The organism is Martinezella dioscoreae (genome assembly GCF_009176305.1).
GTDB classification, from domain to species: domain Bacteria; phylum Pseudomonadota; class Alphaproteobacteria; order Rhizobiales; family Rhizobiaceae; genus Rhizobium; species Rhizobium dioscoreae.
This window is the reverse complement of the sequence record NZ_BLAJ01000011.1, coordinates 12,568-35,019: the sequence shown is the minus strand read 5'-3', so window position 1 is coordinate 35,019 and position 22,452 is coordinate 12,568. Positions and strand designations below refer to the sequence as shown.

16 protein-coding genes and 1 tRNA gene are annotated in these 22,452 nt (G+C 60.7%); 9 read left to right on the top strand and 8 right to left on the bottom strand.

From position 1 onward, the window contains the following. Positions 1-93: 93 nt before the first annotated feature. Positions 94-170: transfer RNA gene (locus tag GDN47_RS27145), tRNA-Arg, on the top strand. A 362-nt stretch (positions 171-532) separates the two neighbouring features. On the opposite strand, the gene GDN47_RS27140 is transcribed toward GDN47_RS27145, so the two are convergent. Then, positions 533-799: a BON domain-containing protein gene (locus GDN47_RS27140; protein WP_113354283.1), complete on the bottom strand. Its 267-nt coding sequence runs from the start codon at positions 797-799 to the stop codon at positions 533-535. 197 nt (positions 800-996) lie between these two features. Here GDN47_RS27140 and dxr point away from each other — a divergent pair, with 197 nt between their 5' ends. Then, a complete protein-coding gene (gene dxr / locus GDN47_RS27135; RefSeq protein WP_113390813.1) occupies positions 997-2,190 on the top strand; it encodes a 1-deoxy-D-xylulose-5-phosphate reductoisomerase in 1,194 nt (397 codons plus the stop codon). 120 nt (positions 2,191-2,310) lie between these two features. Further along, complete coding sequence (locus tag GDN47_RS27130; RefSeq protein WP_113354438.1) at positions 2,311-2,940, top strand: LysE family translocator; 630 nt, start codon at positions 2,311-2,313, stop codon at positions 2,938-2,940. Positions 2,941-3,028: 88 nt separating this feature from the next. Here GDN47_RS27130 and hemA read toward each other — a convergent pair whose 3' ends face one another. The 4 genes from hemA to GDN47_RS27110 all read right to left on the bottom strand — a co-directional run bounded on the left by hemA (position 3,029) and on the right by GDN47_RS27110 (position 8,185). Beyond that, entirely contained in the window at positions 3,029-4,240 is a 1,212-nt protein-coding gene (gene hemA, locus GDN47_RS27125; protein ID WP_069612971.1) for a 5-aminolevulinate synthase, read from the bottom strand. A 219-nt stretch (positions 4,241-4,459) separates the two neighbouring features. Beyond that, positions 4,460-5,254 (bottom strand): FAD binding domain-containing protein, encoded by a 795-nt coding sequence (locus tag GDN47_RS27120; RefSeq protein WP_113354285.1) that lies wholly within the window; start codon positions 5,252-5,254, stop codon positions 4,460-4,462. Between the two features lie 15 nt (positions 5,255-5,269). Then, the gene (locus GDN47_RS27115; protein ID WP_152094660.1) at positions 5,270-7,615 is read right to left on the bottom strand and encodes a xanthine dehydrogenase family protein molybdopterin-binding subunit; all 2,346 of its coding nucleotides are present in this window, start codon (positions 7,613-7,615) and stop codon (positions 5,270-5,272) included. A gap of 81 nt (positions 7,616-7,696) precedes the next feature. Next, on the bottom strand, positions 7,697-8,185 hold the full coding sequence (locus tag GDN47_RS27110; RefSeq protein ID WP_113333911.1) for a (2Fe-2S)-binding protein: 489 nt from the start codon (positions 8,183-8,185) through the stop codon (positions 7,697-7,699). Between the two features lie 297 nt (positions 8,186-8,482). Here GDN47_RS27110 and GDN47_RS27105 point away from each other — a divergent pair, with 297 nt between their 5' ends. The 6 genes from GDN47_RS27105 to GDN47_RS27080 all read left to right on the top strand — a co-directional run bounded on the left by GDN47_RS27105 (position 8,483) and on the right by GDN47_RS27080 (position 19,485). Next, entirely contained in the window at positions 8,483-8,782 is a 300-nt protein-coding gene (locus GDN47_RS27105) for a YMGG-like glycine zipper-containing protein (RefSeq protein WP_069612891.1), read from the top strand. Positions 8,783-9,084: 302 nt separating this feature from the next. Continuing rightward, positions 9,085-11,010: an autotransporter assembly complex protein TamA gene (locus GDN47_RS27100; RefSeq protein WP_145636320.1), complete on the top strand. Its 1,926-nt coding sequence runs from the start codon at positions 9,085-9,087 to the stop codon at positions 11,008-11,010. A 65-nt stretch (positions 11,011-11,075) separates the two neighbouring features. Next, the gene (locus GDN47_RS27095; RefSeq protein WP_145636322.1) at positions 11,076-15,260 is read left to right on the top strand and encodes a translocation/assembly module TamB domain-containing protein; all 4,185 of its coding nucleotides are present in this window, start codon (positions 11,076-11,078) and stop codon (positions 15,258-15,260) included. Positions 15,261-15,733: 473 nt separating this feature from the next. After that, on the top strand, positions 15,734-16,669 hold the full coding sequence (gene rocF, locus GDN47_RS27090) for an arginase (protein ID WP_113354439.1): 936 nt from the start codon (positions 15,734-15,736) through the stop codon (positions 16,667-16,669). Positions 16,670-17,036: 367 nt separating this feature from the next. After that, positions 17,037-17,513, top strand: a complete 477-nt coding sequence (locus GDN47_RS27085) for a chemotaxis protein CheW (protein ID WP_095436032.1) — start codon at positions 17,037-17,039, stop codon at positions 17,511-17,513. Positions 17,514-17,811: 298 nt separating this feature from the next. Further along, positions 17,812-19,485: a methyl-accepting chemotaxis protein gene (locus tag GDN47_RS27080; RefSeq protein WP_145636324.1), complete on the top strand. Its 1,674-nt coding sequence runs from the start codon at positions 17,812-17,814 to the stop codon at positions 19,483-19,485. A 72-nt stretch (positions 19,486-19,557) separates the two neighbouring features. Here the strand turns inward: GDN47_RS27080 and GDN47_RS27075 are convergent, their stop codons facing one another. From GDN47_RS27075 to fdhD, 3 genes are all read right to left on the bottom strand, one after another. After that, positions 19,558-21,219 carry an OFA family MFS transporter gene (locus GDN47_RS27075; RefSeq protein ID WP_145636327.1) on the bottom strand — a complete coding sequence of 554 codons (1,662 nt, stop codon included), beginning with the start codon at positions 21,217-21,219 and terminating at the stop codon, positions 19,558-19,560. Positions 21,220-21,322: 103 nt separating this feature from the next. Next, the gene (locus tag GDN47_RS27070) at positions 21,323-21,589 is read right to left on the bottom strand and encodes a formate dehydrogenase subunit delta (protein WP_113333905.1); all 267 of its coding nucleotides are present in this window, start codon (positions 21,587-21,589) and stop codon (positions 21,323-21,325) included. After that, the gene (fdhD, locus tag GDN47_RS27065; protein WP_145636329.1) at positions 21,579-22,406 is read right to left on the bottom strand and encodes a formate dehydrogenase accessory sulfurtransferase FdhD; all 828 of its coding nucleotides are present in this window, start codon (positions 22,404-22,406) and stop codon (positions 21,579-21,581) included. The genes GDN47_RS27070 and fdhD overlap by 11 nt, the downstream gene beginning before the upstream one ends. Positions 22,407-22,452 lie beyond the last annotated feature (46 nt).

Sequence of the window (22,452 nt, the reverse complement as noted above, 5' to 3'; positions counted from 1 at the left end):
AAGCCGCGCGGGGCGCACGCTCAAGACAGATTGTCTCCACGACGCAAAAGGGCTTGGCTTCGGGCCTTGGCTTTTGTATGGATCATGCCGAGTGGTCTCGTAGCTCAGCAGGATAGAGCATCAGATTCCTAATCTGAGGGTCACGCGTTCGAATCGCGTCGAGATCACCATTATACTCAAGCACTCAGTATCGCTCTTAGTCCGCGTTTCGAGCTGGCGAAGGTTGCGGCGATCACGATCTTTTCATGCGTTTCGCCTCGAGAACGGAGTATCCCGTGAGCCCCCAAGGCAAGCGTACATGAAACGACGCCGTTGCCGCGTCCTCCTTCTCCCCTCGGGGAGAAGGTGTCGACAGGCGGATGAGGGGGGTGTTGCCAAGGGTGCGAAAACCCCACATTCAAATCGGTCAGCCCCCTCATCCGACCCTTCGGGCCACCTTCTCCCCGAGGGGAGAAGGAACTTTCGCCCATATGCGATCACTCTGCCGTGAGCCCATCGGGCGCCGCGTAAACGCGAACTTAAAAGGCGGATATCACCCCACCGCAATCCTGTTCCTCACCAGCCGCACGCCGGGAATGGATTCCGCGACCGCGGTTGCTCGCGTCACCTCCTGATACGTCGCGACCGAACCGTGCAGGCGGATTTCCTGGCCTGCCGCAATCACGGTGACATCGGAAGCATCGATTCCGCCGGCAACGGCGAGCGCATTGGCAACCGCGGATTCCAACGCCGAGCGCCTGGCCTGGTCGTTTTCCAGATAGAGCTCCATGCCGTGAAACGTTGCCGCCTTGAAAACCATTCGTTACCTCCGCAGTCGAGTGGTCGGAAAACGCAGCAGTTTGCATTTGGTTCAATGGAGATTGAAAAAAATATGACTAATTCACACGGTCGCTTTTCGCGTGTATCGCCGGGGGAGCGGTTGCATGGCTCCGGACTTGCCGCTCCGCCCAATCCCCTGTAGAGCCTTGGGGAACAGCAGCAAATGCGGATACCTGAATGAACACCGGCAGCACGGCGCGTCGTCGCCTGACGATATTGGGTTCGACCGGCTCCATCGGCCAGAATACGCTCGACGTCATTGCCCAGCTGGGCGGACGTGAGGCCTTCGATATCGCGGCCATCACCGGACATGACAATATCGGCCTGCTGGCCGCGCAGGCCAAGGCCTGCGGTGCCGCTTTTGCCGTGACGGCCAATGAGGAGCGCTATCGGGATCTGAAGGATGCGCTGGCTGGATCGGGCATTGCCGTCGGCGCGGGCAAGAATGCCTTGATCGAGGCGGCTTCGATGCCCTCGGACTGGGCGATGGCGGCGATCGTCGGCACGGCCGGCCTGGCGCCGACGCTGGCAGCCGCCCGCCGCGGCGCCGATATCGCGCTTGCCAACAAGGAATGTCTCGTCTCCGCCGGCGATCTCTTCGTGCGCGCCGTGGCCGAAGGCGGCGGCCGGCTGATCCCCGTCGATAGCGAGCACAGCGCGATTTTCCAGGCACTGGAGGACGATCAGCAGCACGCGGTGGAGCGCATCATCATCACGGCATCGGGCGGCCCCTTCCGCACCTGGACACGGGAGCAGATGGCCAATGTCACGCCGGCGATCGCGCGTGCCCATCCCAACTGGTCGATGGGCTTAAAGATTTCGATCGGCAGCGCCTCCATGTTCAACAAGGCGCTGGAGATGATCGAGGCTAAGCACCTGTTCGACGTCCGGCCCGACCAGATCGAAGTCGTTGTCCACCCGCAATCCGTCATTCATTCCATGGTCGGCTATACGGACGGTTCCATTCTGGCGCAACTCGGCTGTCCCGACATGCGCACCGCCATCGGCTACGCGCTGACCTATCCCGCTCGCAGCAGGCTCAATGTCGACCGGCTGGATTTCACCAAGCTCGCCCGGCTCGATTTCGAGGCGCCGGACGAAGTGCGCTTCCCGGCACTGCGCCTTGCCCGCACAGCACTGGAGCGCGGCGGCCTGCAGGGCGCCGTCATGAACGCCGCCGAGGAAATCGCCTTCCACGCCTTCGTCGATGGCCGCATCGGCTTCCTGGAAATGGCCGATATCGCCGAAGCCGTCATGGACGAGATGATTGCAACCGGCAGCGCCGAAACCATGGATGCGGTCTTTGCCGCCGATGAGGAAGCGCGCGGCCGCGCCGCCGCACTCGTCGCCCAGCGGGAAAAGGCTGCGTAAGCATAATCTTACAATAGATCGCAGCGTTCCGCATTCGTTACGCAACCGCATATACGGCGGTTGCCATTCCCGGCGATGATGCTAGAGAGGAATTCCGGCTTCACTTTCAAGGGAATCACGATGCCGGACTTTTCCACGATCATTCTTTTTGCCGCCGCTGCGCTGGTGCTCACCGCCACGCCCGGTCCCGACATGCTTCTCATCGCCTCGCGCAGCGTCAGCCAGGGCCGCTCCGCCGGCTTTCTCACCTATGCCGGCATTGCGCTCGGAACCTATTGCCACGCCATGGCGGCAGCCTTCGGACTGTCACGGCTCTTTCTCACCGTGCCGGTCGCTTATGAGATCGTGCGTTGGGCAGGCTGCGCCTACCTGCTCTATCTGGCCGTCAAGACGCTCCGCTCCCAGGGTTCTGCGTTCACACCGTCAGCCGGGCTCAAGCGCCTTTCGGGTAAGCGCATCTTCGTCGAGGGCCTGGCAACCAACATTCTTAACCCGAAAATGGCCCTGTTCGTGCTTGCGCTCTTCCCGCAATTCGTCGATCCCAGCGGCTCGATGATCCTGCAGATGGCCTTGCTCGCCACCATTCTCAACGGAATCGGCTTCCTGGTGAACGGCTCCGTCATCCTGCTTGGCAGCCACATCCGCGGCCGGTTCTCGGCGATCAAGCGCCTTCCGAAGCTGCCACAATATCTACTGGCGACGGTATTTGCCGGCCTCGCCTGCCGCCTGGCTTTGGGAAGCCGCGGCTAACGCCGGCACAAACAATCATTGCGGAAATCGGCATCGCACCGATATTCCGCAATGAAGCGCATTTTGATTTTCAGGCAGGCGTGGTCCCTTACGCAACGGCCCTTGCGAGCGCACAGCGAGACCAAAGCGCGTGCAGCGCACCGACCAGCTGCTCGATATCGCCATCGGAATGCAGCGGCGTCGGCGTGATACGCAGGCGCTCGGTCTTCTTCGGCACAGTCGGATAGTTGATCGGCTGCACGTAGACGCCGGCGTCCAGCAGCAGATCGGAAATCCACTTGCACTTGGCAGCATCGCCGACCATGACCGGAACCACATGGCTCGGGTTCGGCATGTGCGGAATGCCAGCCGCATCGAGCTGGGCGCGCAGCTTGCGCACGCGATCCTGATGGCGCATGCGTTCGAACTGGCTGACCTTGAGGTGTTGGATCGAGGCGACGGCACCCGCAGCCAGAGCCGGCGGCAGCGACGTCGTGAAAATGAAGCCCGACGCAAACGAGCGGATGAAATCACAGAGCGCGGTCGAAGCGGCGATATAGCCGCCCATGACGCCGAATGCCTTACCGAGTGTGCCTTCGATGACGGTCAGACGATCCATCAATCCCTCGCGCTCGGCAATACCGCCGCCGCGCGGGCCGTACATGCCGACGGCATGCACTTCGTCGAGATAGGTCATCGCGCCATATTTGTCGGCGAGATCGCAGATTTCCTTGATGGGCGCGATATCGCCATCCATGGAATAAACGGATTCGAAAGCGATCAGCTTCGGCGCCTTGGGATCGGCAGCCTTCAGCTTGGCTTCGAGATCGTGCAGGTCGTTATGCTTCCAGATGACCTTGTCGCACTTCGCATAACGGATGCCCTCGATCATCGACGCATGGTTGAGCGCATCCGAGAAGATGATCAGGCCGGGAATGCGCGCGCCGAGCGTGCCGAGCGTCGCCCAGTTGGAGATGTAGCCCGAGGTGAAGATCAGGGCGGATTCCTTGCCGTGGAGATCGGCGAGTTCCTGCTCGAGCAGAACATGGTAGTGGTTGGTGCCAGAAATATTCCGGGTGCCTCCCGCACCCGCGCCACAGTGATCGATCGCCTGCTTCATCGCCTCGATCACTTTCGGATGCTGGCCCATGCCGAGATAGTCGTTGGAGCACCAGACAGTCACTTCCTGCGGGCCATTCGGGGTATGTCTGACAGCGCGGGGGAAATTGCCACGGCGGCGTTCGAGATCTGCGAAAACCCGATAACGGCCCTCATTGTGCAGGCCTTCCAGCTCGCCTTTAAAAAATGCTTCGAAATCCATCATATGCTCCAGTACCGTGCGACCGTTTTCGAGAATGCCGGTTCACACGTCAACCCCTCCGCATTGCTTTCGCGCCCACTGCGGCAAATGGCCCCTAATTTTGAACAATTCCAGACAAGAATAACCATTCACGTCAAATTGACAATCGAAACCATGCTGGAAACACTCTCTCCGGAGCGGAGGGTAAACCCTGCCGCTCCGGGCTTGTTCATGGCGAATCTAGGCGGCAGCCACAGCGCGCTTGGCCATAACCTTGATCAGATTGGCGCGATATTCGGCCGTGGCGTGCAGGTCGGACAGCAGCGCGGATGGGTCCACCGTCACGCCGGTAACCGCGTCCGGCAGAAAGTTCGCCGCAAGCGCCTGCTCCAGTTCGGTATGGCGGAACACGCCGTCCGCACCGGCACCGGTAATGGCAACGCGCACGCCCCCCGCCCCCTTGGCGACGAAGACACCCGTCATCGCATAGCGTGAAGCCGGATTGGGGAATTTTGCGTAAGCTGCCCTTTCCGGTGCGTCGAAGGCGATGGAGGTGATGAGCTCCGCCCCTTCCAGTGCCGTTTCGAACAGACCCCGGAAGAAGTCGTCAGCCGCGAGCTGGCGCCGGTCGGTGACGATGGTGGCATTCAGCGCCAGCATTGCCGAGGGATAATCCGCCGCCGGGTCATTATTGGCGATGGAGCCGCCGATCGTCCCCATGTGCCGGACATGCGGATCGCCGATCATGCCGGCAAGGTCGCAAAGCGCCGGGCAGACCGCACGGATCGCTGCCGAAGAGGCAACCTCCGCATGGGTGGTCGCCGCGCCGATCGTGACCCTGCGGCCATCGACGCGAATTCCCTTGATCGAAGGGATATGCCGGAGATCGACGAGATCGCTCGGCGATGCCAGACGCTGCTTCATGGTGGCGATCAGCGTCATGCCGCCGGAGACATATTTGCCTTCGTCGGCATCAGACAGAAGCTTCACGGCTTCGTCGACCGAGGAGGCGCGATGGTAATTCGTTGCGTACATTGTCCTATCCTCCTCTCAGCCAACCGCCCGCGCCGCTTCCCACACCTTGAGCGGGGTTGCCGGCATGGTCAGCCTGTTGTTGCCGATCGCATCGGTGATGGCGTTCATCAACGCCGGCGGCGAGCCGATCGCACCCGCCTCGCCACATCCCTTGATCCCCAGGGGATTGTTCGGGCATGGCGTATTCTGATGCGAAAGCTGGAAGGACGGCAGATCATCGGCGCGCGGCATGGTGTAGTCCATGAAGCTCGCCGTCAGAAGCTGGCCGCTCTCGTCGTAATGTACGCCTTCCAGCAGCGCCTGACCGATACCCTGCGCGATGCCGCCATGCACCTGTCCCTCGACGATCATCGGATTGATGATGTTGCCGAAGTCGTCGGCCGCGACGAACTGCACGATCTCGGTTTTGCCCGTTTCCGGGTCCACTTCGACCTCGCAGATGTAGCAGCCGGCCGGGAAGGTGAAGTTCGCCGGATCGTAGAAGGCGGTTTCCTTCAGGCCTGGCTCCATACCGGCGGGCAGATTGTGGGCGGTATAGGAGGCGAGCGCCACCTGGAACCATGGCAGCGCCTTGTCGGTGCCTGCCACTTTCACTTCGCCGTTCTCGATGACGATGTCGCTTTCGTCGGCCTCCATCAGATGCGCGGCGATCTTCTTCGCCTTCGCCTCCACCTTGTCGAGCGCCTTGACGACCGCGGACATGCCGACGGCGCCGGAGCGGGAACCATAAGTGCCCATGCCCATCTGCACCTTGTCGGTATCGCCGTGGACAATGGAGACGCTGTCGATCGGCACGCCGAGGCGATCGGCGACCAATTGCGCGAAGGTCGTTTCATGCCCCTGTCCGTGGCTGTGCGAGCCCGTCAGCACTTCGATGGTTCCGACCGCGTTCACCCGCACTTCGGCCGATTCCCAGAGGCCGACGCCGGCCCCGAGCGATCCTACCGCTTGCGATGGCGCGATACCGCAGGCCTCGATGTAGCAGCTCATGCCGATGCCGCGTTTCATGCCGCGGGCGGCGGCTGCTGCCTTGCGGGAAGGGAAACCTGCCCAATCCGCCTGCTGCATGGCGGCGTTGAGTGAAGCTTCGTAGTCGCCGGCATCGTAGTTCATGATGACGGGCGTCTGATGGGGGAAGGAGCGGATGAAGTTGATCCTTCTTAGCTCCGCCGGCGAAACGCCGAGTTCGCGCGCAGCCGTTTCCACCGTGCGCTCCAGCAGATAGGTCGCCTCCGGCCGCCCTGCCCCGCGATAGGCGTCGACGGGCACGGTATTGGTATAGACCGTGCGGACATTGGCATGGATTGCCGGGATATCATATTGGCCCGACAGCAGCGTCGCATAGAGATAGGTCGGTACCGCCGAGGAGAAGAGCGACATATAGGCGCCGAGATTGGCGATCGTGTCGACCTTCAAAGCCGTCATGCGGTTCTGTGCATCGAAGGCCATCTTGACCTTGGAGACATGATCGCGACCATGCGCATCGGTGAGGAAGGCTTCCGTGCGATCGGCCGTCCATTTCACAGGCACGCTAGTCTTCTTCGATGCCCAGAGGCAGACGATTTCCTCCGGGTAGATATAGATCTTCGAGCCGAAACCGCCGCCGACATCGGGCGCGATGACGCGCAGCTTGTTTTCCGGCGCGACATTATAGAAGGCGCTCATGACGAGCCGGGCCACATGCGGGTTCTGGCTGGTCGTGTAACAGGTATAATGGTCTTCGGCCGCATCATAGATGCCGAGCGTAGCGCGCGGCTCCATGGCATTCGGCGAAAGCCTGTTGTTATGAATCTCGACTTCGGTGACATGCGCGGCCTCGGCAATCGCCTTGTCGGTCGCCGCTGCATCGCCCAGTTCCCAGTCGAAGATCAGATTATCGGGCGCTTCCGGATGGATCTGTGGCGCGCCGGCTTTCAGCGCATCCACCGCCTCTACGACGGCAGGCAGTTCCTCGTAGTCGACTGCCACGGCTTCCGCCGCATCGCGTGCCTCGCCAAGACTGTCGGCCACGACGATGGCGACGGCATCGCCGACATAGCGGACGGTATCGACCGCCAGCGGCCGCCACGCGCCCATCTTCATCGGCGATCCATCCTTAGAATGGATCATCCAGCCACAGATCAGGTTGCCGATGCCATCATCAAGCAATTGCTTGCCGTCGAGCACGCCGATCACGCCCGGCATGGAGAGTGCTGCCGATGCATCGATGCCCTTGATCTTCGCATGCGCATGCGGGCTGCGAACGAAATAGGCATATTTCATTCCCGGCGTCACCATGTCGTCGGTGTAGCGCCCCTTGCCCGTCAGAAATCGCTTGTCTTCCTTGCGCGCCACGCGCGCGCCAATGCCTTCAACGCCCATCACATCCTCCATTGGGGTTCCGGGCCTGGCAATCCGCCAAGATCACAGCCCGGGCGTTTAGCCAGACGGTCTCGGTGGAATTTATTCGGCCGCTTGGCTTGCGGCGTTCATCGCGGCATTGGCTGAAAGCACCGCCTTGACGATGTTGTGATAGCCGGTGCATCGACAGATATTGCCTTCGAGTTCACTGCGCACCGTCTTTTCGTCCAGCTTGCCGCCATGACGATTGATCATATCGACCGATGTCATCACCATGCCCGGTGTGCAGAAGCCGCATTGCAGACCATGATGTTCCTTGAAGGCGGCCTGAACCGGATGCAGCTCGCCATTGGCGGCCAGACCCTCGATGGTTGTGATCTTGGAGCCGGAAGCCTGAACGGCCAGGATCGAACAGCTCTTCACAGACTTGCCATCCATATGGATGACACAGGCGCCGCACTGGCTGGTGTCGCAGCCGACATGGGTTCCGGTCAGGCCGAGTTTTTCCCTGATGAAATGGACAAGCAGCGTGCGATCCTCGCACTCGCCGCTGACCGAACGGCCATTCACCGTCAAAGTCACTTTTGCCATATTTTCCTCCTCGCCTCTCCTCCAGAGGCAAGGAGCATCATTTGACTTTTTCGCAATCCAATCAACCTCTACTTTAGAGAGGAGGCTGATTTTATGCTCGCAAAGGACTGTTTTACTCTCCAGGCGCAAGGCCGCCTTTATTCAGCAATAAAAAAACTGACGTCCGCCAATAGACAATCATATTTTGCACGATATTTTCTATCATTGCAGGACTGTAAAGACAGCCCATCGTGGTGGAGCTGAAGAATTGGGACGACGTTGGCCGGGGTTCGGCTTAACTAACGTTGGAGAGAGTAAATGAAGAAAGTTCTTATGCTCGCATTGGTCGGCTTGTCTATCGCAAGCTGCACGCCGACAGAACAGGGCGCTGGCATCGGCGCAGCATCCGGCGCGATCATCGGCGGCGCGGTCACCGGCAACGTCCGCGGCGCGGCAGTCGGCGCAGCAATCGGTGGCGTTTCCGGCGCCGTCATCGGCAGCGTCCAGGAACAACCCGGCCAGTGCTACTATCGCGACCGCTACGGCCGTCGCTACATCGACGATTGCCCGCGCGGCGGCTATCGCGGTGGTTATGGCGGCGGTTACGGCGGCTATTGATCGGTTTTTCATAGAATTTCGGAGATCCCGGGCTACAAGTCCGGGATTTTTTTATTCGGGCTGCAAGACCTTTGATGTCGGTCCCGCTGTCGAAGAATGGCTCCAACCCGCTTTTTTTAGCTCGACTGAACAGGTGGAATTTCGCCGCGAAACGCGGACTTTTTGCCCGCAAGAGGTTATCTTTTCCCCGTTTTTGACTCCAAAACGGTACACCTGAGGGACTTTTGCCTCTATGGTGGCCGCGCGTTAACTCCCGGGAAACGTCAAACTGAGTAAGTTCTCATGTAACCGTAAAGCGGCGTATGCATAAAAGAACTGAACCGAGAAAGAGTATTGCGTATCGGCGGGCAGGAACCGTGGCAGCGGTTGCGGCAATGCTGGCGCTCGGTCCGGTGTGCGCCAAAAATGCCTTTGCATTCAAACTTTTCGGCATCAAGCTCTGGGGTGAAGACGAAACGGCGGATCAGGTTTCCGATCCCGTCCGCTACACGGTGGATTTCAAGTCCGATAATCTCGACAAGGACCTCAAGGAAGCATTGAGCGATAGCTCAATGCTGATCTCCGACGAAAAGAAGCCGGTATCCGGCGACCTTGGCGTCGTCGTCAAGGCGCGCGACGATCGCGACCGGCTGATAGCAGCGCTTTACGAAAAGGCCCGTTACGGCGGCGTGGTCACCATTGCCGTCAACGGCACGCCTCTCGACGCCTTACCGCCGACGCCGACCTTCAGCCGCGCCAAGCCCGTTGCCGTCACCATCAGCGTCGATCCCGGCCCGGTCTTCAAACTCGGCAAGATCAACCTGCTTGGCGACGCCGCGAGGCTGGACCCGGCCAATTATGGCCTCGTGCGGGGCGGCGATGCCGGCTCATTGACCATTCTGAAGGCAGGCGACAAGATGGTCGTCGACTTCAAGAACGAAGGCCACCCACTCGCCAGACTGGACGAGCGCCAGGTCGTTGCCGATCATTCGACCAATACCGTGGATGTCTCGCTGAAGGTCGAAAGCGGCCCCGTCGCTCCCTTCGGCAATGTCGGCGTTACCGGCCAGAAGTCGGTCGATCCAGACTTCATTAAGCGCTATGCCCGCATCAACGAAGGCAAGCCCTACTCGCCCGACGAGCTGAAGAAGGCCTCGGACCGCCTGAGAAAGCTCGGCGTCTTTTCAAGCGTTACCATTCGCGAGGCCGACAAGCTGGCGCCGGATGGCAGCATCCCGACGACCATCGAGGTGTCGGAAGGCAAGCAGCGCTTCTTCGGTGTCGGCGCACAATATTCCACCATCGACGGTTTCGGCCTGCAGGGCTATTGGGGACACCGCAATCTCACGGGGCGCGCGGATTCGCTGCGCATCGAGGGCTCCATCTCCCGCATCGGCGAAACGACCGATGTTGGCCAGTTCGATTACACGGCCGGCATCACCTATGTCAGACCTGCGACTTTCTATCCTTCGGCGACCTTCACGGCCGGCCTCAAGATGCAGAGCCTGCATCCGGACGCCTACGACGCCAACACTGCGACGGCAAGCGGCAGCCTTGCCTATGAAATCAACGATCAGGATACGGTATCTGCCGGCGGCGAGGTGTCCTATGAATCCGATACCACCGATGCTTTCGGAAAACATAATTACCTGACGGTCGCGATCCCGCTCGAATACGTCAGGGACACGCGCGACAACAAACTGGATCCGACCGAAGGTTATCGTGCCTCCATCAGCGCCAAACCGAGCTATGAAGCAATGGGCGGCACGGTTTTCAGCTCCTTCGAGGGCTCGATTACCGGTTACAGGGGCATAGGGGCCAACAACAACGTGGTCTTCGCCGGCAAGCTTGCCGCAGGCTCGTTGCTGGGCGCAAACAGCATCGAGGACATTCCCGCGACCCGGCGTTTCTATGCCGGTGGCGGCGGCTCGGTGCGCGGTTACAGCTATCAGGAAATCTCGCCCTATAACTCCCACGGCGACGAAACTGGCGGACGCTCCTACGTGACCGCCTCCTTCGAAGCGCGGGTGAAGATCACAGACACGATCGGCGTCGTGCCCTTCGTCGATATGGGTAGCGTCACAGACAGCGTCTTGCCCGACGCGTCCGATCTGCGCATTGGCGCTGGCGTCGGCTTGCGCTACGCTACGCCCTTCGGTCCGATCAGGCTCGATGTCGCCGTGCCGTTGAAGAAATATGACAATGGCACATCTTATGGCATCTATGCCGGCATCGGTCAGGCCTTCTGATAAAGCGCAGAGTTGTCGCGGGCCTTTCAGCACACGGTTACGAAATTGAGGTTACTGTCGCTTTCATGAGCATATTGATTCGAATCCTCGGGAAATTGGTGCGCTGGATCGCCTATGCGGTCGTGGCAATCCTTTTGCTCGTGATCGTGGCTGTGCTCGTCGTCGGCCTCGTACCCTCCGCAACCGGCTATGCCGTCGATCAGGTGGCAAAGCTCGCATCTACGCCGGATCGTACCATCGCCATCGCCGCGCCCTCAGGACTGCTGAACGGCAATCTGAGGGTCGGTTCGATCACTGTGTCCGACACGAAAGGCCGCTATGCCAAGGTGCAGAACCTTGCCATCGACTGGTCTCCCCTGTCCTTGCTGACCGGCACCTTCCATGCCGATCGCGTCGCAGCCGATGTGGTCGATTTCGGACGGCTGCCGGTTTCGACGGTCGCATCCGCACAGGCAACGCAGCCGGCAAGCTCCAGCGGTTTCTCCCTGCCCATCGCCATCGATATCGGCGCCATCGCCCTGCCTGATCTTCGCATCGGACAGGCCGTTGCCGGGCAGGACTTCGTTCTCGCCGCCGACGGCAGCGTCAAGGCAAACAACAGCAGTATGGGTCTGACACTCAATGCCTTCAGGCACGATGTGCCGGATGCCAAGCTTTCCGCCGATATCGCCTTTGCTCCGGCCGACAATCAGCTGAAACTGAAGACACAGATCTCCGAGCCGCGCGACGGCATGCTGGCCGGGCTGCTGCACCTGCCGGGCGGCCCTGCCGTCAATATCGATCTTTCCGGCGATGGCCCTCTCTCCAACTGGGCCGGCAAGCTGCAGGCGTCACTCGACGGCAAGCCGACAGTCGCCATCAGCGGTCACCACAGCCTCTCCAACGACGGCCTGCATCATATCGATGTCAAAGGCGGCGGCGACGTCGATTCCCTCCTGCCGCCGACCATGCGTGCGCTCTTTGCCGGCCAGACCACCATCGATCTCTCCGCAACCTTCGACGGCAAGGGCAAGATCGATATCCAGACTGGCAATCTCGCCACCGGCAGCGCCGTGCTTGCCGCATCAGGCACACTCGATCCCGCCGGCAACAACAGCCTCAATGCCAATCTCATCGGCACCTCCGGCCCCGTCGATTTCCGCTGGCCTATGGAAAACGGCGAGGTCCGCGCCCTGATTTCGCGGGTTGACATCGCGCTGACGGGTGCGGCCCAATCGGTGAAGATCGACGCAAAAGCTGCTCTCGATAGCGCCAGCACGCCGCAGGGCAATATCGGACAGATTAATCTCAGTGCCCGCAGCGATGCCTTCAATCTCACCGGTATGTCCGGCCCGCTGCAGCTTCGCCTGGTTGTCGGCCAGACGGCCTTCGTGAGCCCCGACCTCAATCGCCTCATCCGCGCGCCGATTGCGCTGACTGCGCCGCTGCAGCTCTCGCCCGATACGATCGGCTTCAACAATACGACATTGGAAAGCGCCAGCATCGGCGGCACCGTCAACGGCAAATATACGCTGTCGTCGAAGGCGCTGACGGGCAATTTCAAGCTTTTCGCCCTGCCCGGCGTTCTGCCGGATGGTGTCTCGGACAAGTTCGAAGGCACGATCTCCCTGGAAGGCCAGGTCGCCGGCACGGTGCCGACCAAGATGACGCTCTCCAATCTTGCGGTGAAATCCAATGTCGCCGAAATCAATGGCAATGTCGCGCTCAACGACCAATCGCTAACCACAGATCTATCCGGCAAGGTACTCGACCTTTCCAAGCTCGTCCCGAACGCACAAGGACAGGCCGATATCGGTCTCAAGGCCAAGGGACCGCTCTCTGCACTCGGCATCGACGCGACCGTCAAGGCCGTCAATGTCAAGCTGGCGGGACGGCTGCTCGATACGCTCGATATCGGCGTGACCGGTACCGCCGATCCCAAGGCACCGCAGGCAAATATCCAGGCAAATGGGGCAATCGACGGCAAGCCGATCCGCATCACCGCCGACGCCGTTTCCAAGGATGGCCGCACCAGTATCCCATCGCTGGCAGCCGAAATCGGCACCAACAAACTGCAAGGCAAGCTGGATCTGTCGCCGAGCTTCGAGCCGACAGGCGCGCTGACCTTTGACCTGCCGGATCTCAGCCTTCTGGCCGCGCTTGCCGGCCAGCAGGCCGAGGGTGACCTCAAGGGCTCGCTCGACATCGCCAGCACCGGCGGCAAGATCGGCCTGAAAGTCAATGCAAACGGCAGCGGCATCCGCCGCGACGATCTCGTCATTAGCAAGCCGGCCGTGGCACTTGCCGTCGATGATCTCAAGGCCCTCTCCGCAAATGGCGCCATCCGCGCCGATACGATCGCCTCCGGCGCCAACCGCATCGCCGATCTCAACCTAACCTTCACCCAGCAGGGCAGCCGCACGGATTTCGATCTGAAATCCACATACGACAACGCGCCGCTGACGACACACGGCAGCGTCGAAACGGCTGGCGGCCAGACGACGGTGAGCCTCGACTCGTTTGCAGGCGCGCCGCGCACGATACCGGTGAAGCTCACATCGCCGACGAAGATCGTCATCAAGGACGGCATCGCCTCTCTGAACGGCCTGACCCTTCAGACCGGTGGCGGTTCAGTGACCGTTGATGGCACCGCCGGGCAGGTCCTGAACATCAATGCGAAGATAGCCAACCTGCCCGCGAGCCTGGCCAATGTCTTTGCGCCGACGCTTGCGGCAGAAGGCGTCATCTCGGGCACGATCGCGGTCACCGGCAAGGCCGCCTCACCGGCCGTTGTCTTCCAGACCAACTGGTCGGGAGCAGCAACAAGCCAGACGAAATCCGCCGGCCTCGCCGCGCTCGGCATCAAGGCCGACGGCAAGTTCGCCGATAATGTCGTCACCATCAACACCAACCTGACCGGCCAGAGCGGCCTGGCGTTGAATGGCGGCGGCACCGTCGCCATTGCCGGCAACAAGGCGATGGCGCTGAGGTTTGCCGGTAGTCTGCCGTTCGATGCCTTGGCAGGCCAGCTGGCCGCCCAGGGCCTGGTCATGACGGGTACGGCGAAAATCGACATGCAGATCGGCGGCACGACGGCAGCACCCGCCATCACCGGCTCGATTACCACCGACGGTGCCAAACTGGTCGATGTTCGGCGAAACCTAACGCTCAACGGCCTTGCCGTCACCGTAACACTCGACAGCAGGCAGGCGGTCATCTCGCGGCTGAGCGGCAACCTCACGAGCGGCGGCAGCGTTTCCGGCAGCGGCACGGTCGGCATTACCCCGGATAGCGGCTTCCCTGCCGATATCCAGATGAAGTTCAACAATGCGACCTATGTCGACGGGACACTCGTCACCGCGACGGTCAACGGCACGCTCGGCATCAAAGGACCGCTGATGACCGCGCCGATGCTGACGGGCAATCTTAGGATCAACAAGGCATCGATCACCGTGCCGCAGAAGCTGCCGGCCTCGCTGTCTGAGATCAACATCAAGCACAAGAATGCGCCGGCTGCGGTCAATGCCCAGTTCAAGGATCAGAAACCGGAGGCGCCGCGCAGCAAATCGACCACCCTCGGTATCGATCTGCAACTCGAGGCACCCTCGCAGATTTTCGTGCGCGGCCGCGGCATCGATGCCGAACTCGGCGGCAACATCACGGTGCGCGGCACGGCAGCAGAACCAATCGTGTCCGGCGGTTTCACCATGCGGCGCGGGCGTCTGACCATCTTGAGCCGTCGGCTTGACTTCACCGATACCAGCAAGATCACCTTCGGCGGAGATCTGACGCCGGCACTCAACATGGAGGCGACGTCGACGGCAGGCTCCACCACCATTACGGTCGACGTCACCGGGCTGGCGACCGACCCGCAGATCGGCTTCTCCTCATCGCCGGCCCTTCCGCAGGACGAGGTGCTGGCACAACTGATCTTCGGCCAATCCATGTCGAAACTATCGGCCATGCAGATCGCCCAGCTCGCCGACGCCGCCAGCCAGCTGGCCGGCGGACGCTCCACCTCGCTCTTCGAAGGCCTGCGCAGCCATCTTGGCGTCGACGATCTCGACATCTCGACGGATGCGAACGGCCAGGCACAGGTTGGCGCCGGCAAGTATATCAACAAGCGCACCTATATCGAACTGCAGCAGGGCGCTTCAAACAACACCAAGGCCATCATCAATTTTAACGTCGGTCGCGGCGTGAAGCTGCGCGGTGCGGCGGGATCCGACGGCGCCGGGGAAGCCGGCGTCGTCTACGAGCATGAATATTGAGAAGATCTCGCGCTTTTCTGCTCAGGCCAATGCGCGGCCACCTCGCCCTTCGAGGCTTTGCCGCTTTCGCCGACGCTCAATCGTCAAAGCACCTCAGGGTGAGACGGGGAGAGTTTTGCCGCCACGCATAGAAGATCAGCCCATGCTGAGGTGCGTAGGCTCCTGAGTCCGTCCAAGGGCTGTAGCCTCGAAACACGAAGCATCTCGTCGAACAAGGCGAGATTGCATTAAGATCGTCCATGCGCTTGTCATTCTGCGCAATCGGATTGATCAATCTGTCGAAACCCAGTCGATTTTGGACAATTTTTCATCTTTTTGCTGTCATCCAGACAATCGATAATGCGCGCCAACATAATTCAGACCGGTTCGGCTCTTCATGGATTCTCCGAACTGGTCTATCTCATTTTCATGCCGTCCCGGGCAGAGCCGCTACTGGCTCTTCCGGAAGCGCTCTAACCCTCGGAGCAATGCCGATGAATACGCAATCCACTCCCGTTACCCTGATCGGCGTCCCCCTGGAAGAAGGGTCCGGCCGCCGCGGCGCCGGCATGGGTCCGACGGCGCTCCGCATCGCAGGCATCGAAACCACACTGACCGAACTTGGCCATCGCGTCACGGATAGCGGCGACCTGCATCCTGTTCCGGCAGCGGATCTTCCGGACCATCCCCACGCTCACAATCTGAAAATTGTCGGCGCTTTCACGCGTGCGCTGGAAGCGAAGGTCTATGATGTCGCATCGTCTGGCGGCTTCCCGCTGATCCTCGGCGGCGACCACAGTCTCTCCATGGGCAGCGTCTCCGGCATGGCCCGCCATGCGGCGGAGGTCGGCCGCCCGCTCTTCGTGCTCTGGCTCGACGCCCACTCCGATTTCAATTCGCCCGCCACCTCCCCCTCGGGCAATATTCACGGCATGCCCGTTGCATTCTTCTGCGGCGAAGCCGAGATCGAGGGTGTTCTGCCGGCCGGGCGGCCGCTGGTCGACCCGACGAAGGTCTTCCAGGTCGGCATCCGCTCCGTCGACCCCCGCGAGCGCGAGGAAATCCGCGAACACGGCGTCAACGTCTTCGACATGCGTTCGCTCGACGAGCAGGGTGTCGCCGCCATCATGCGCAAGGTGCTCGATACCGTCAGCGAAGCCAACGGCCTGCTGCATGTCAGCTTCGATGTCGATTTCCTCGATCCGGATATCGCGCCGGGCGTCGGAACCACCGTGCCGGGCGGCGCGACCTATCGCGAAGCGCATCTCATCATGGAGATGCTCTCCGACAGCAATCTCGTCTCGTCGCTCGATCTGGTCGAGCTCAACCCGTTCCTCGATGATCGCGGCAAGAGCGCCCGCGTGCTGGTGGAAATGGCCGCAAGCCTCTTTGGCCGGCGCATCTTCGATCGACCGACCCGGGCGGCCTGAGGCGCTGTCCGGCCGGCAGAGAAATCGAACACGCTTCGCCAATGAGCGAACCAGTCCTCACTGGGACCACCCTCGTCCTTCGACAAGCTCAGGATGAGGGTGGAGTGAGCCCTTCGCTGATAGAGGTACGTTCTTTGGCAGCAAAGGGAGACGATCAGCCGTCATGATGAGGCGGCGCGTGACCGCCCTCGAACCACGGGGGCGGGTGGCCGCTCTCCCTTTACAACCTCCATACTTCCAGCATCTTGCTTTGCCAGCCAATACTATCGAAACCGCTTGCATAGGTTTAGGTTTAAGCAATCTTCTTGCCCTATCGTGCCAATAACGCGCCGCATTCGGCGTCACGGGTTCAATGGGAAGAACGTTCATGGCCACGATCAATTCCACCAGCTTCAGCGGCGATACTCTGGAGATCATTGCCTTCCGGCTGCATGATCAGGAATTCTGCGTCAAGACCACCACGATCCGCGAAATACGCGGCTGGGCACCCTCGACGCCGATCCCGCATGCGCCGGCCGATGTCATCGGCGTCATGAACCTGCGCGGTTCGGTGATCCCGATCATCGACCTTGCCTACAAACTCGGCATGCAGAGCACGGTCGCCAACGAACGCAGCGCCATTGTCGTCGCCGAAGTCCACAACATGGTCATCGGCATGCTGGTCGACCGCGTCTCCGACATCCTGACGATCGCCTCCAGCCAGGTGCAACCGGTGCCGGAAGTGACCGCCTCCTTCGATCGCGCCTATTGCGAAGGCATCATCGCCACGGAGAATGGCATGATCTGCTTCCTGAACCTCGCCAAGATGTTCAAGGAAAACGAAACAGATGAACTTGCCGCATAACTTCGCCGCATAGTCCTTTTTAAGAAACCGCCGCTCTCTTGCGGCGGTTTTTTATTATCTCCTAATTTTAGCTAGTTATATTTTATTTAAATTATAATTTCTAATGAGCTAATTTTTACTCAAAATTAAAGGAGGAAACTCCATCATCGATTGTGAAGCGAGGAAAGAAAATACAATCTATACATTCCGACCATCCCTTGCGGAACGTCGTCCTTCGGCGTGCCGACGAGCGCGGCCGCCCGCTTCGAAGCCATTAATCGACGCCCGACAAAGGCGAGCTTTCTAAGAGGGAATGGGAATGTTCAGTCTATCATCCGATGCCAGCCGCATTCTTTCCGCCGTTTCCAAATCGCAGGCCATCATCGAATTCGACATTCAAGGTAAGGTTCTGACCGCAAACGAGAATTTCTGCCGCACGCTGGGCTATGAGCTGAAGGAAATCGTCGGCAATCATCACCGGATGTTCTGTGATCCCTCCTATGTCACAACCCCTGCCTATCAAGATTTCTGGGCGCGTCTCGGCCGCGGCGAACATGATGCCGGCACCTACAAGCGTCATGCCAAGGGCAATCGCGAGATCTGGATACAAGCCTCCTACAATCCTGTCTTCCGCAACGGTAAGCCGATCAAGGTCGTAAAATTCGCTGTCGATGTCACCGAAGCCAAGAAGAAGGCAATCGACGATGCGGGCAAGCTAGAGGCGCTCTCGCGCTCGCAGGCCGTCATCGAATTCCTGCCGACCGGCGAAATTCTGACCGCGAACGAAAACTTCTGCAGCGCAATGGGCTATGCGCTCGGCGAGATCACAGGCAAGCATCACAGCATCTTCTGTGATCCTTCCTATGCCCGCACCGAGGAATACAAGCGCTTCTGGCAGCGCCTAGCGCAGGGCGAGTTCATCGCCAACGAATTCGTCCGCTACGGCAAGGGCGGCAAGGAAATCTGGATCCAGGCGGCCTATAACCCCATCGTCGACGCCGACGGCAAGGTCTACAAGGTCGTGAAATTCGCCACGGACGTTACCTCGCGCATGAGCGCCATCAACGAAATCGCCGGCGCCCTTCGCAGCCTGTCGGAAGGCGACCTGACGAAGACGCTCCAGCGGTCCTTCGTGCCATCCATGGAGCAGCTTCGCCACGATTTCAACGCAACGATCGAGAAGCTTTCCGAAACGCTGACCACCGTCGGCCACAATGCTAGCGCCATTGCCGCCGGCTCGCGCGAGCTCGGCCACTCAGCAGAAGCCTTCTCAAGGCGTACCGAACAGCAGGCTGCATCGGTGGAAGAGACGGCGGCGGCTCTGGAGGAAATCACCACGACGGTCACCGATTCCAGCCAGCGTGCGGAAGAAGCAGGGCGTCTCGTTGCCGAAACCAAACGCGGCGCCGAAGAATCCGGCACAGTGGTCCGCAATGCCGTCGCCGCCATGGATCAGATCGAGAAATCCTCGCGCGAGATCACCAACATCATCGGCGTCATCGACGATATCGCTTTCCAGACCAATCTGCTGGCGCTGAACGCCGGTGTCGAAGCGGCACGTGCCGGCGAGGCGGGCAAAGGCTTCGCCGTCGTGGCGCAGGAAGTGCGCGAGCTTGCTCAGCGTTCGGCCAGTGCCGCCAAGGAGATCAAGGCGCTGATCACGACATCAAGCCAGCACGTCAAGAATGGTGTCGGCCTGGTCGGTCAGACAGGCAGGGCGCTGGAGCATATCGTTACTCAAGTCGCCGATATCAACACCAACGTCGCCGCCATCGTGAAGGCTTCGAAGGAACAGACGATCGGTCTTCGGGAAATCAACTCGGCGATCAATTCGCTGGATCAGACCACTCAGCAGAACGCTGCCATGGTGGAGGAAAGCACGGCGGCAAGCCTCCGGCTCGCCAACGAGGCGGATGCGCTGCACATGCTGCTTGCGCAATTCCGCCTCGCCGACTCGATGATCCGCGATATGGTGATGCGGCGCGCAGCTTGACCGCCAAACTTGCTGAAAAGCACGAGGCCGCCCCGAACTTCGGGGCGGCCTCGTCGTCTTGCGGAGGATCGTTTAGCCAAACAATGCGTAGGTGCTCTTGATCGTCACCCATACGCCCCAGAGGAGCGGAATGCCGACGAGTGCCCAGGCGATCAGCGCCTTGCCATCGAAACCGCCCGTGCCGATGCCGAAAGAGCCGGTGGGGCCGGCATTGGCGGCGGCGGTCTTTGCCTGCAGCGCCGCCACCTCCTCGTCCGACATGAACCATTTATCCGAGAGCGGCTTGACCAGCGAATTGGCGATCAAGCCCAGAGCCAGCATGCCCGCAAGAATATACATGGTGAAGGTGTAAAGCTGGGCGCCTTCCACGCCTGCCGCCTTCTGCGCCTCGCGGATATAGTTGACGACGACAGGCCCGATGATCCCGGCCGTCGCCCATGCCGTCAGCAACCGGCCATGGATCGCACCTACGAACTGCGTGCCGAAGATATCGGCGAGATAAGCGGGAACAGTAGCGAAACCGCCGCCATACATCGATAGGATGATGCAGAGAGCGCCCACGAACAGCACCTTGCTATGAATACCGGCCGCCCAGGGAGCCAGGACATAGAGCGCGATGCCGATGACGAAGAAGCAATAGTAGGTGTTCTTGCGGCCGATCTTGTCGGACAGCGACGCCCAGAAGAAGCGCCCACCGATGTTGAAGAGCGACAGCAGACCGGCAAAGCCGGCGGCTATGGCAGCGACGGTGGCGATCTGATCCTTGCCGAGATCGGCGAATTTCACATCCGGCAGGCCGATGAGGGCTCCGCCGAAAATCTCCTGCAGCATGGGCGAGGCCATGCCGATGACGCCGATGCCGGCCGAGACATTCAGGCACAATACTGCCCAGATCAGCCAGAACTGCGGGGTTTTGTGGGCATCGCGGAGATGCACATGCTTGGTGGTGATCATCGAGCTCTTGGCGGCAGGCGCCGTCCAGCCCTCAGGACGCCAGCCGGCCGGCGGCAGGCGATAGCCGAAGGCGCCGCCCATCATGAAGACGAAATAGATCGCCGCCATGACGATGAAGGTCTGCCAGACGCCCACCGATCCATCAGTGCGGAAGTGGTTCATCAGCAGGCTCGCAAGCGGCGCCCCGATCATCGCGCCGCCGCCGAAACCCATGATCGCCATGCCGGTCGCCATGCCGCGCCGATCCGGAAACCATTTGATCAGCGTTGACACGGGTGAAATATAGCCGAGACCAAGCCCAATACCGCCGATGACGCCGGCGCCGATCCACATGATCCAGAGCTGATGGAAAATGACGCCAACGGCCGCGATTAGGATACCGCCGCACCAGCAGCAGGCAGCGACTACGCCGGCCTTGCGCGGCCCGACTTTCTCGAGCCACCCGCCCCAGATGGCGGCGGAGGAGCCGAGCAACACGAAGAACAGCGTATAGATCCAGCCGAGATCGCTTACGCGCCAGTCGCAGCTCGTCGTGAACAGGGCGGTCAGAAGATTGAGGCTGGCGCATTCTGCAGGGGCTGGAGTCGGCGTACCGAGCGCCTTGGAGAGCGGCAGCCAGAAAACGCTGAATCCATAGGCCATGCCGATGCAGAGATGGATCGCCAATGCCGCCGGCGGCACCAGCCACCGGTTGAAGCCCGGCTTGGCGATAATTCGCTCACGGTCGAGCAGACCCGCCGTCGCCGTCCCTCGGGAAATATTCGTATCCGCAGCCGTCATGAACAACTCCTCCTTGCTTCAAAGACCGGCACCCTTCCTCAAAGGAACCGCATTCGACGATAGAGCCTCCACTCTCCATCCCAATGCGCCATCTGTGTTAGTATTAAGCCGACTTAATTTCCTCGGCCGGCGCCGGCCTGTGGATCAGCGAGGCCGCCTCCAGGACCAAAGGATTCAGCCCACTGTCGCCATGATCGATGATCGCGAACAGCTGTCTCCGCATGCGCGGCTCCCAGAATTTGTTGATATGCGTAGCCACACCCTGCACCGCCTCGCCCGCCGGCTGTGTCTTGAAGAAGGTGGCGATCTGATTCGCCATATAGATAAGCTTGGTCTCGGTCTTGCCATGAGGTGTTTCGTCAGGCGACATCGGCGATGCTCCCCGGGATGATGCGATGCGGATGGGTGAAAATCTCGAAATCGTCGCCGCGCACCAGCGCCACCAGCGTCATGCCGGCCTCCTCGGCCGTACGGATGGCAAGCGCCGTCGGCGCGGAAATCGCTACAAGGACGGAACTGCCCAATATCGCCGCCTTCTGCACCATCTCGACGGAAAGGCGACTGGTGACGGCGACCACGCCATCCGCGCCCTTATGACCGGACCGAATGACCGCGCCGCATAGCTTGTCGAGCGCATTGTGCCGGCCGACATCCTCGCGCACGGCAAGCAGACCCTCGGACGGAATATAGAAGCCCGCGCCATGCACGGCATGCGTCTCGCGATGCAGCGGCTGGGCATCATTGAGGAGAGCGATGGCGCGGACGATATCCCTCTGCGTCAGCTTCAAAGCAACTTTCGAGACATCCGGCACCTTGCGAACTGCCTGTTCGATCGATTCGATGCCGCAAAGGCCGCAGCCGACGGGGCCCGCCATATGGCGGCGACGCAGCCGCAGGGCATCCGCAGCATCATCGACGAGCGTGATCTGCACGTCGATCCCCTGCCCGTCCTCGATCGGCTCGATCGCAGCAATCTCACTCATATCGGTGATGATGCCCTCGGTGAGGCTGAAGCCGACAGCGAAATCCTCGATATCGGCGGGCGTACCCATCATGACCGCGTGCGAGGTGCCGCCATAGGAAAAAGCGATCGGTACTTCCTCGGGGACAATTCGGGAGCCGGACCGCACCAACCCGTTGCGGCGGGCGGTCTCGGGGACGGGGGTGGTGGGCGTGAATTTGGTCATTATCCGGTCTCCCCTTCTCCCCCTCGGGGAGAAGGTGGCGCGAAGC